Origin of the sequence: Streptomyces sp. SID1328, assembly GCF_009865595.1 — a bacterium.
Lineage (GTDB): Bacteria > Actinomycetota > Actinomycetes > Streptomycetales > Streptomycetaceae > Streptomyces > Streptomyces griseoluteus.
Genome location: NZ_WWKH01001072.1, coordinates 1 through 10,069, shown reverse-complemented (window position 1 = coordinate 10,069; position 10,069 = coordinate 1). Strand labels below are relative to the sequence as shown.

Sequence of the window (10,069 nt, the reverse complement as noted above, 5' to 3'; positions counted from 1 at the left end):
CAACCGGCTCGCCAACTTCGACGACGCCAACCTGCGCCGTTCGGCGCGGGCCGCCGTCGCCGCCGGGGCGCGGGTGCAGCGGGCGCTGGAGATCCTGGGCGAGGAAGTGCCCGAGCACCTCGCCGCCGCGGGCCGGCTGCGCATGGAGCACAAGCAGGCGTCCCTGGAGGAGCTGGGCGCGCTGGCCGACCCGCCGCTGACCAAGGACGCGGTGGCCGGCCGTATCCGCCGGCTGCTGGCGATGGCCGACAAGCGCGCCTCCGACCTCGGTATCCCGAGCACCGAGGCCAACCTTTCCGAGGAGCTGGCGGACAACCTCGCGGGCTGATCCCCAAGGCGCCAAGGCAGGGAAAACGCCGCACAGACGCCGGTGCCGCCGCCCGTTCGGGTGGTCGGCACCGGCGTTTCGCGTGTCCTTGGGGCGCTCTTGACTCGATCATGCAGTGACATGAGCCTGGCAACCTGTTCGCCGCTGTGGCGGACCACCGCGAGGGGGGTTCATGAGACACCCAGTGAGACCCGCAGCCCGGCCCACAGCCAGACCCGCGGCCAGAGCGGTCCTCGCCGTCGGGGCGCTGCTGGCCGGGGCGGCCTGCCTCACGCCCGTCGCCCAGGCGCGGGAGAGCGCGCCCGCCGGCAGCGGCGACGAGGTCAAGGTCTTCCGGGCCGAGGTCACCCGCGCCCAGGTGCCCCTGCTGCTCAGGGCGGGCCAGGACGCCCATGAGCTGGGGGAGCGGGTGGGGGCGAGCGGCCGGACCGCCGTCGAGGCCTACCTCACCGACCGGCAGGCCCGCGGCCTGAAAGAACAGGGCGTCCGCCTCACCGAGCACGCCCTGCCGAGCGGCGCGAACAAGCGCCTCGCGGCCGCCGCCCAGGGCGTGTTCCGCCCGTACAGCGGCAGCGGCGGGCTCAAGGAGGAGATCCTGCGGACCGCGCAGGAGAACCCCGGTCTCGCCAAGGTCGAGTCCATCGGCCGTACCGTGCGCGGCCAGGACATCCTCGCGCTCAAGGTCACCAAGAACGCCCGGACCGCGAAGGACGGCTCACGGCCCGCCGTGCTGTACATGTCCAACCAACACGCGCGGGAGTGGATCACCCCGGAGATGACCCGGCGCCTGATGCACCACTATCTGGACAACTACCGGTCGGACAAACGGATCAGAAAGCTCGTCGACACCACCGAGCTGTGGTTCGTGCTGTCCGCCAACCCCGACGGCTACGACTACACCTTCAAGGACTCCGGCACCCGGCTGTGGCGGAAGAACCTGCGCGACATCAACGGCGACGGAGTCGTCGGCACCGGTGACGGCGTCGACCTCAACCGCAACTTCGGCTACAAGTGGGGCTACGACGACGAGGGTTCCTCGCCCAGCCCCGCCAGCGAGACCTACCGCGGCCCGAGCGCGAACTCCGAGCCGGAGACCAGGGCACTGGACGCGCTGGAGAAGCGCGTCCGGTTCGCGTACGGCATCAACTACCACTCCGCCGCCGAGCTGCTCCTCTACGGCGTCGGCTGGCAGGTCGCCACCGACACGCCCGACGACGTCCTCTACCGGGCGCTGGCCGGCACCCCCGACAACCCGGCGATCCCCGGTTACCGCTCCCAGGTCTCCTCCGAGCTGTACACCACCAACGGCGAGGCGGACGGGCAGGCGGCCAACGTCAACGGGATGGCGATGTTCACTCCCGAGATGTCCACCTGCGCGACCGCCTCCGAGTCCGACCCGGACGACGCCTGGAATCCCGACGACTGCCGCTCGGTCTTCACCTTCCCGGACGACGAGACGCTGATCCAGCGGGAGTTCGAGAAGAACGTGCCGTTCGCGCTCTCCGTCGCGGAGACCGCCGCCCACCCCGACCGGCCCGTCTCCACGGTCGGCTTGAGCGCCCCCGACTTCACCCCGGCCACCTTCACCACCTCCTACGCGCGAGGCACCGGCCAGCAGGTCTCCGTCGTCGCCCGCAAGGCGGTCCGGCACAAGCGGCTGGTGTACCGCGTCAACGGCGGCCGGACCCATGAGCGCACCCTGCGCCCGTGGAAGGGCGGCGAGACCTACGGCGGTGACGACAACCTCCACTTCGACCAGTACCGCGCCGAGGTGCCCGGTGGCAGAGCCGGCGACCGGGTCGAGGTCTGGTTCACGGGAGCGGGCCGTGCGACGGCGAGCCGCCACTTCACCTACACCGTCGCCGACCGCGGCACCGCCGACACCCTCGTCGTGGCCGAAGAGGGCGCGACCGCGACCCGGACCGGCGCCTACACCGACGCCCTGAAGGCGGCCGGCCGCACGCCCCTCGTGTGGGACACCGCCCGGCGCGGCACGCCCGACGCCCTCGGCGTCCTCGGCCACTTCCGCACCGTCGTCCACTACTCTGGCCCCGACGGCCCCGGCAACGCCACCCAGCTCCAGTTGCGCGCCTACCTCAACGAGGGCGGCAAGCTGATCGAGGCCGGCGAGCAGGCCGGCGGCGAGGTGGACCTCGGCGGCGGCAGCCTCTCCGACGACTTCAGCCAGTACTACCTGGGTGCCTACAGCCGGACCTCCACCAAGGGCGCCACCGGCATCACCGGCACCGGCGCGCTGAACGGCGTCTCCGCCGCGCTCGGCGACGCACCGGGCAACCCCCTCGACGCGGCCGGTGCCTACGGGGTGACCTCGGACGAGCTGCCCACCGCCACCTACCCCCGGTTCCGCAGCGCGGGGGCGGCCCGGTTCACGGGTGCCGTCAGCCCGTACGGGCCGTACGCGGGCTCCTACATGGCCGCCGCCGTGCACACCGACGACGCCTACAAGCGCCTCACCCGCACCATCGACCTCACCGGTGTCGGCGCCGCCGAGAAGCCGGCCTTCGGCACCCGGCTGCTGTGGGACACCGAGCGCGGATACGACCACGCGGTGGTGGAGGTCCACACCGTCGGCGCCGACGACTGGACGACGCTGCCCGAGGCGGGCGGTGCCACCACCGACGCCGTGCCCGCCGAGTGCGGGGCCGGGTTCCTGGTCGGAGAGCATCCCTGGCTGAGGCACTACCTGACCCTCACGGGCAACACCTGCACCGCCACCGGGACCACCGGCCAGTGGCACAGCCTGACCGGCCGGTCCTCGGGCTGGCAGCGGGTGGACTTCGACCTGAGCGCCTACGCGGGCAAGCAGATCGAGCTGTCCGTCTCCTACATCACCGACCCCGGCACCGGCGGCCACGGCGTGCTCGCCGACGACGCCTCGCTCGTCGTCGGCGGCAACGCGAAGGAGACGGAAGGGTTCGAGGCCTCCCTCGGTCCCTGGCGGGCATCCGGACCCCCGGCCGGGAGCCCGGCGGTGCTGAAGGACTGGACCCGCACCGGCGCCCTCTTCCAGACCTATGGAGCGGTCACCACCGACGACACCGTGCTGCTCGGATTCGGCCTTGAACAGGTCCCGTCGGCGGCCGAACGGACCGCTCTCGTCCGCAAGGCGCTCACCGCACTCGACAGGTGAGCGAACCCCCCTCTCAACGGTGCGCGGAGGGCCCCCGCATCAGGTGAGCCAACCCGCTCACGAACGAGTGAAAAGTGCGTCGGCGGTGCCCGTCATTCCCTGACAAAGAGGAGTGAATCCACCGCCGTTCCGAGGCGTTCCGTACCCTACTGACGGGTACGGAACGCCTGCCCTTTTATGCGCCATCTCGATGTCACCCCAAGGGCCCCGGAGGGGTAGGGTCGTGGGTGGTCGGGGACATCCCAAATACAGCTCGCCGGCACCGCATGGCCGGCGTACCAACGAGGAGATCGGTTCGTGACGATCCGCGTAGGCATCAACGGCTTCGGCCGCATCGGGCGTAACTACTTCCGCGCTCTGCTGGAGCAGGGTGCGGACATCGAGGTTGTGGCTGTCAACGACCTGGGTGACACCGCGACCACGGCGCACCTGCTCAAGTACGACACCATCCTGGGCCGCCTCAAGGCCGAGGTGACGCACACCGAAGACACGATCACGGTCGACGGTCACACCATCAAGGTGCTCTCCGAGCGCAACCCCGCCGACATCCCGTGGGGCGACCTGGGCGTCGACATCGTCATCGAGTCGACCGGCATCTTCACCAAGCGCGACGACGCCGCCAAGCACCTGGCCGGCGGCGCCAAGAAGGTCCTCATCTCGGCTCCGGCCAAGGACGAGGACATCACCATCGTCATGGGCGTCAACCAGGACAAGTACGACCCGGCGAAGGACCACGTCATCTCCAACGCCTCGTGCACCACCAACTGTGTGGCGCCGATGGCGAAGGTGCTGGACGAGAACTTCGGCATCGTCAGCGGCCTGATGACCACGGTGCACGCGTACACCAACGACCAGCGCATCCTGGACTTCCCGCACAAGGACCTGCGCCGCGCCCGTGCCGCCGCCGAGAACATCATCCCGACCACCACGGGTGCCGCCAAGGCCACCGCGCTGGTCCTGCCGCAGCTCAAGGGCAAGCTCGACGGCATCGCGATGCGCGTCCCGGTCCCGACCGGCTCGGCGACCGACCTGGTCGTGGAGCTGCAGCGCGAGGTCACCAAGGACGAGGTCAACGCCGCGTTCAAGAAGGCGTCCGAGGACGGCTCGCTCAAGGGCTTCCTGTCCTACACCGAGGACGAGATCGTGTCCTCCGACATCGTCGGCGACCCGTCCTCCTGCACCTTCGACTCGTCCCTGACCATGGTCCAGGACGGCAACAGGGTGAAGATCCTCGGCTGGTACGACAACGAGTGGGGCTACTCCAACCGCCTCGTGGACCTGACGGTCTTCGTCGGCGAGCAGCTCTGATCCGACACCGCAGGACCTTGAAGTGAGAGCAGGGCCCGGGCAGCGCACGGCCGCGCTGTCCGGGCCCTGTCTCACGCACGGACCACGCCCTTTTACGATCAGGGGCATCAAGAGCCCTCTCCAGGAGTCCACTCAATGAAGACGATCGACGAACTTCTCGCCGACGGCGTGAGCGGCAAGCGGGTCTTCGTCCGCGCCGACCTCAATGTGCCGCTGGCCGACGGGACCATCACCGACGACGGCCGCATCCGTGCCGTCGTTCCCACCATCAAGGCCCTCGCCGACGCGGGCGCCGAGGTGGTCGTCGCCTCCCACCTGGGCCGTCCCAAGGGCGCACCGGACCCGGCCTTCTCGCTGCTGCCCGTAGCCGAGCGTCTCGCCGAACTCCTCGGCACCCCGGTCGCCTTCGCCGAGGACACCGTCGGCCCCGCCGCCCACGCGGCCGTCGACGGCCTGGAGCCCGGCCAGGTCGCGGTCGTCGAGAACCTGCGCTTCAACGCCGGCGAGACCTCCAAGGACGACACCGAGCGCGGCGAGTTCGCCGACCAGCTGGCCGCCCTCGCCGACGTGTACGTGGGCGACGGCTTCGGCGCGGTGCACCGCAAGCACGCCTCCGTGTACGACCTCCCGGCCCGGCTGCCGCACTACGCCGGCTACCTGATCGCGCGCGAGGTCGGCGTCCTGAAGAAGCTCACCGACGCAGTCGAGCGCCCCTACGTCGTCGTCCTCGGCGGCGCCAAGGTCTCCGACAAGCTCGCCGTCATCGACCAGCTGCTCGGCAAGGCCGACCGACTGCTCATCGGCGGCGGCATGGCCTACACCTTCCTCAAGGCGCAGGGCCACGAGGTCGGCATCTCCCTCCTCCAGGAGGACCAGATCCCGGCCGTCAAGGAGTACATGGAGCGCGCCGAGAAGAACGGCGTGGAGCTCATCCTGCCCGTCGACGTCCTGGTCTCCCCGGAGTTCCCGGACCTGAAGACCAAGGCCCCCTCGCAGCACACCGTGGTCGACGCGGACAAGATCCCCGCCGACCAGGAGGGCCTGGACATCGGCCCGAAGACCCGTGAGCTGTACGCCTCGAAGCTCGCCGACGCCAAGACCGTCTTCTGGAACGGTCCGATGGGCGTCTTCGAGCACCCCGACTACGCCGAGGGCACCAAGGCGGTCGCCCAGGCGCTCGTCGACTCCGACGGCTTCACCGTCGTCGGCGGCGGTGACTCCGCCGCCGCGGTGCGTACGCTCGGTTTCGACGAGAACGCATTCGGCCACATCTCGACCGGTGGCGGCGCCTCCCTCGAGTACCTCGAGGGCAAGACGCTCCCCGGCCTCGCCGCACTGGAGGACTGACCCCGCATGACCACTCGCACGCCGATCATGGCGGGCAACTGGAAGATGAACCTCAACCACCTCGAGGCCATCGCGCACGTCCAGAAGCTCGCCTTCGCCCTGGCCGACAAGGACTACGAGGCCGTCGAGGTCGCCGTCCTGCCGCCCTTCACCGACCTGCGCTCCGTGCAGACCCTGGTCGACGGCGACAAGCTCAAGATCAAGTACGGTGCCCAGGACGTCTCCCAGCACGAGTCCGGCGCCTACACCGGGGAGATCTCCGGTTCGATGCTGGCCAAGCTGAAGTGCTCCTACGTGCTCGCCGGCCACTCCGAGCGCCGCCAGTACCACCACGAGACCGACGACGTGGTCAACGCCAAGGTCAAGGCGGCCTTCCAGAACGGCCTCACCCCGATCCTGTGCGTCGGCGAGGAGCTGGACGTCCGCGAGGCCGGGACCCACGTCGACCACACCCTCGCCCAGGTCGAGGGCGGCCTGAAGGACGTCCCGGCCGAGCAGGCCGAGAACGTCGTGATCGCCTACGAGCCCGTGTGGGCCATCGGCACCGGCAAGGTCTGCGGCTCCGACGACGCGCAGGAGGTCTGCGGCGCGATCCGGGGCAAGCTCGCCGAGCTGTACTCCCCGGACGTCGCCGACAAGATCCGCATCCAGTACGGCGGCTCCGTGAAGTCCGGCAACGTCGCCGAGATCATGGCCAAGCCGGACATCGACGGCGCCCTGGTGGGCGGCGCGTCGCTGGACCCCGACGAGTTCGTCAAGATCGTGCGGTTCCGCGATCAGTGATCCGGTCCGCGAGTAGGCGGTAGCGGCGATACGTCGTACTCTTGCGGGGGCATGGCCGTCGTGCCGTGCCCCCGTCCGTCCAGCTCAATCCGTCCGTCCGAATCCGAGGAAGTTGGTCCAGCCGTGGTTTTGGGGTTCTCGATCGCCCTGATCGTCTTCAGCCTGCTGCTGATGCTGCTGGTGCTGATGCACAAGGGGAAGGGCGGCGGCCTCTCCGACATGTTCGGTGGCGGCATGCAGTCCTCCGTGGGCGGCTCCTCGGTCGCCGAGCGCAACCTCGACCGCATCACGGTCGTCATCGCCGTGCTCTGGTTCGCGTCGATCATCGTGCTCGGCCTGCTCATGAAGTCGAGCGGCTGACCGGACCGCCGAGGCGGGGGCCGCGCGTACAGCCGCGATGCCCCGCACGTCCCACAAGTGCATAGATTCCACACGTAAGGCCCCATGTTCGGTACGCGCTCACGAGCGCGGCCTATCATGGGGCTTGCGTCTGGGCGGAGGCGGTACCTCCCATCACTGGACGCGCGTTGGGCCTTACGTAGACTGAGGCGCTCGCGGCGAAGCGATAGGCCGACCTGCTTCGCGGCACCATCACGCAGGGAGTTACGACCGTGGCAAGTGGCAACGCGATCCGGGGAAGCCGGGTCGGTGCGGGGCCGATGGGCGAGGCCGAGCGCGGCGAGTCCGCCCCGCGTCTGCGCATCTCCTTCTGGTGCTCCAACGGGCACGAGACCCAGCCGAGCTTCGCCAGCGACGCGCAGGTCCCCGACACCTGGGACTGCCCGCGCTGCGGCTTCCCGGCCGGTCAGGACCGGGACAACCCGCCGGACCCGCCGCGCACCGAGCCCTACAAGACGCACCTCGCCTATGTGCGCGAGCGGCGCAGCGACGCGGACGGCGAAGCGATCCTCGCCGAAGCGCTCGCCAAACTGCGGGGCGAGATCTAGGAGTTGACACCGGCCGGGACCCGAGAGGGCGCCCGGCCGGAGCTGTCCTGTCCCACGGCCGGACCCCGTTGTCAGTGGTGCCCCCTACTGTGAGTGAGGTAACTGCGACTCAGGGGGACGGTCATGACGACGGCTCAGGTGGTGCAGGCGGCAACGCCCGCGTGGCGCGGGGGATTCGGGCGGCTGTGGAGCGCCGCCGTGCTCTCCCGCTTCGGCGACGCGCTGCGTACGGCCGCGCTGCCGCTGCTCGCCGTGCGGCTGACCGACGACCCGCGCGCCGTCGCCGCCGTGACCGCCTGCGGCTATGTGCCCTGGCTTCTGTTCGGCCTGCTGGGCGGCGCGGTGGCCGACCGGGTGGACCAACGCCGCGCGATGTGGGCCGTGGACGTGGCACGCGGGCTGCTCGTCGCCGCGTTCGCCCTCGCGGTGGCCCTCGGTCACGCCTCGATCCCGCTGCTGATCACGCTCGCCTTCTCCCTCACTGCGCTCCAGACCCTGTTCGACAACGCGGCGACCGCCCTGCTGCCCTCCGTGGTCCGGCCGGAGTCCCTGGGCAGCGCCAACGCCCGCCTGATGACCGGTCAGCAGCTGGCCGGCGGCCTGCTCGGCGGACCCCTGGTGCCGCTGCTGCTGACGGCCGGTGTGTTCCTGCCCTACGCGGCCGACGCGGTCACCTACCTGCTGGGCGCCGCCCTGGTGGCCTCCCTCCGCATCGGGACACCCGCACGAGAACCGCGCCCGCACGGCGCCACCCTGCGCGCCGACATAGGGGAGGGGCTGCGGCAACTCTGCCGGGACCGCGCGCTCCGTGCGATCTGCGGAGCCACCCTGCTGTGCAACATCGGCATGGGCGCCCTGATCGCCACCCTCGTCCTGCACGTCACCGGCTGGCTGCACGCGGGGAACGCCGGATACGCGGCCGCCATGACCGCCTACTCGGCCGGCAGCATCGCCGGCGGCTTCCTGGCCCAGCGTCTGGCGGGCCGCCCCGGCCGGGTACGGGCCCTGCTGCTGGGCGGCACCGTGCAGACCGGCGCGCTGCTCCTGCTGGGCAGTGTGCGGGAGTTGGCCGCGCTGATCGCCGGGATGCTGCTGCTCGGCGCGATGGGCATGGTGTGGAACGTCAACCAGGTGACGCTGATGCAGCAGCGCGCCCACGCCGCGATGACCGGCCGCATCTCGGCCGCCTTCCGCACCGCCTCCACCGCCGGAGCTCCCCTCGGCGCCCTGCTCGGCGGTGCCGCCGCCGGTTCCCTCGGCCTCAACGCCCCCGCGCTCCTCACGGCCGCCCTCTTCGCGGCCGCGGTGCTCGCACTGATACCGGCGCGCTCGGCGGACGTATCGATGGACGAGAAGCGGGGTGGTGTCACCACCGGCCCGGCCACCAGGTGATCAATTAGGTTGGTCCCGCAGTGGGCACACGGGGCAGGACAGGCGACAGGCGCAGAAAGGAAGGCGGAAGCCGGAGATGAACGCAGAAGGCCGTACAGCACTGAACCGGACGCCCGAGTGGGCCGCTCTGAAGGAGCACCGCGAGGGATTCGGCGGGACGAGCCTGCGGGAGCTGTTCGACGCCGACCCGGAGCGCGGGCGGACGTACACGGTCCGGGCCGGGGACCTCTACATCGACTACAGCAAGCAGCTCGTGGACGCCGAGGCGCTGCGGCTGCTGCGCGAACTGGCCGTCGTCACGGATGTGTTCGGGCAGCGGGACGCGATGTTCCGTGGTGAGCGGATCAATACGACCGAGAACCGCGCGGTGCTGCACACCGCGCTGCGCGCGCCTCGGGACGCGGTGATCGAGGTGGACGGGGAGAACGTGGTCCCGGCCGTGCACGCGGTGCTGGACAAGATGAGTGGCTTCGCCGACCGGGTCCGCTCGGGTGAGTGGACGGGTTACACCGGCAAGCGGATCAAGAACATCGTCAACATCGGCATCGGCGGTTCCGACCTGGGTCCGGCGATGGCGTTCGAGGCGCTGCGTGCCTTCACCGACCGTGACCTGACGGTGCGGTTCGTGTCGAACGTGGACGGCGCGGATCTGCATGAGGCGTTGCGGGACCTGGACCCGGCGGAGACGCTGTTCATCGTGGCGTCCAAGACGTTCACGACGATCGAGACGATCACCAACGCGACCTCGGCCCGTACCTGGCTGCTGGACGCCCTCGGTGACGACAAGGCCGTGGCCAAGCACTTCGTGGCGCT

8 protein-coding genes and 1 pseudogene are annotated in these 10,069 nt (G+C 70.4%); all 9 read left to right on the top strand.

The window, feature by feature from the left end:
* On the top strand, positions 1-328 hold a 328-nt coding region (gene whiA, locus GT030_RS34700), incomplete at its 5' end, for a DNA-binding protein WhiA (protein ID WP_161204465.1).
* Positions 329-512: 184 nt separating this feature from the next.
* Positions 513-3,479 (top strand): M14 family zinc carboxypeptidase, encoded by a 2,967-nt coding sequence (locus tag GT030_RS34695; RefSeq protein WP_346009811.1) that lies wholly within the window; start codon positions 513-515, stop codon positions 3,477-3,479.
* Between the two features lie 297 nt (positions 3,480-3,776).
* Entirely contained in the window at positions 3,777-4,787 is a 1,011-nt protein-coding gene (gene gap / locus GT030_RS34690; protein WP_161204463.1) for a type I glyceraldehyde-3-phosphate dehydrogenase, read from the top strand.
* 135 nt (positions 4,788-4,922) lie between these two features.
* On the top strand, positions 4,923-6,134 hold the full coding sequence (locus tag GT030_RS34685) for a phosphoglycerate kinase (protein WP_161204462.1): 1,212 nt from the start codon (positions 4,923-4,925) through the stop codon (positions 6,132-6,134).
* A gap of 6 nt (positions 6,135-6,140) precedes the next feature.
* A complete protein-coding gene (tpiA, locus tag GT030_RS34680) occupies positions 6,141-6,917 on the top strand; it encodes a triose-phosphate isomerase (RefSeq protein WP_161204461.1) in 777 nt (258 codons plus the stop codon).
* A 123-nt stretch (positions 6,918-7,040) separates the two neighbouring features.
* A complete protein-coding gene (secG, locus tag GT030_RS34675; protein WP_030809737.1) occupies positions 7,041-7,277 on the top strand; it encodes a preprotein translocase subunit SecG in 237 nt (78 codons plus the stop codon).
* Positions 7,278-7,528: 251 nt separating this feature from the next.
* Positions 7,529-7,864 carry an RNA polymerase-binding protein RbpA gene (locus tag GT030_RS34670; RefSeq protein ID WP_003957010.1) on the top strand — a complete coding sequence of 112 codons (336 nt, stop codon included), beginning with the start codon at positions 7,529-7,531 and terminating at the stop codon, positions 7,862-7,864.
* Between the two features lie 123 nt (positions 7,865-7,987).
* Positions 7,988-9,256, top strand: coding sequence for an MFS transporter (locus GT030_RS34665; RefSeq protein ID WP_161204460.1), 1,269 nt, complete (start codon positions 7,988-7,990; stop codon positions 9,254-9,256).
* A gap of 76 nt (positions 9,257-9,332) precedes the next feature.
* Positions 9,333-10,069, top strand: a pseudogene (locus tag GT030_RS34660) (glucose-6-phosphate isomerase); the annotation flags it as partial.